Genomic DNA, 260 nt, shown 5'->3' on the forward strand with positions numbered 1-260 from the left:
GTTTATTAGTAATGAATATTTATCGGTGCCTGCATCTGTGGGGTTTGTTGCCCTATTGGGGGTAGCTGTACTTAATGCAATTGTGATGATCAGCTATTTTGAACAAACTAAAATGTTTGCTGCAAATGTAACACAGTGCATTTTAGATGGTGCAAGTAGGCGGCTTCGCCCTGTATTAATGACCGCGACAACTGCCATGTTTGGTTTATTGCCGTTGGTGTTTGCAACAGGGCCAGGAGCTGAAATTCAAAAACCATTAG

The 260-nt window shown here is 41.9% G+C and carries 1 protein-coding gene; it reads left to right on the forward strand.

Annotation, left to right across the window (positions count from 1 at the left end; genetic code table 11):
- Window positions 1-260 (forward strand): efflux RND transporter permease subunit (locus R0K30_RS22445; protein ID WP_410613112.1); only part of this gene is annotated, 260 nt, incomplete at both ends.

Source organism: Bacillus sp. SIMBA_154 (assembly GCF_046536015.1).
Lineage (GTDB): Bacteria > Bacillota > Bacilli > Bacillales > Bacillaceae > Bacillus > Bacillus pumilus_P.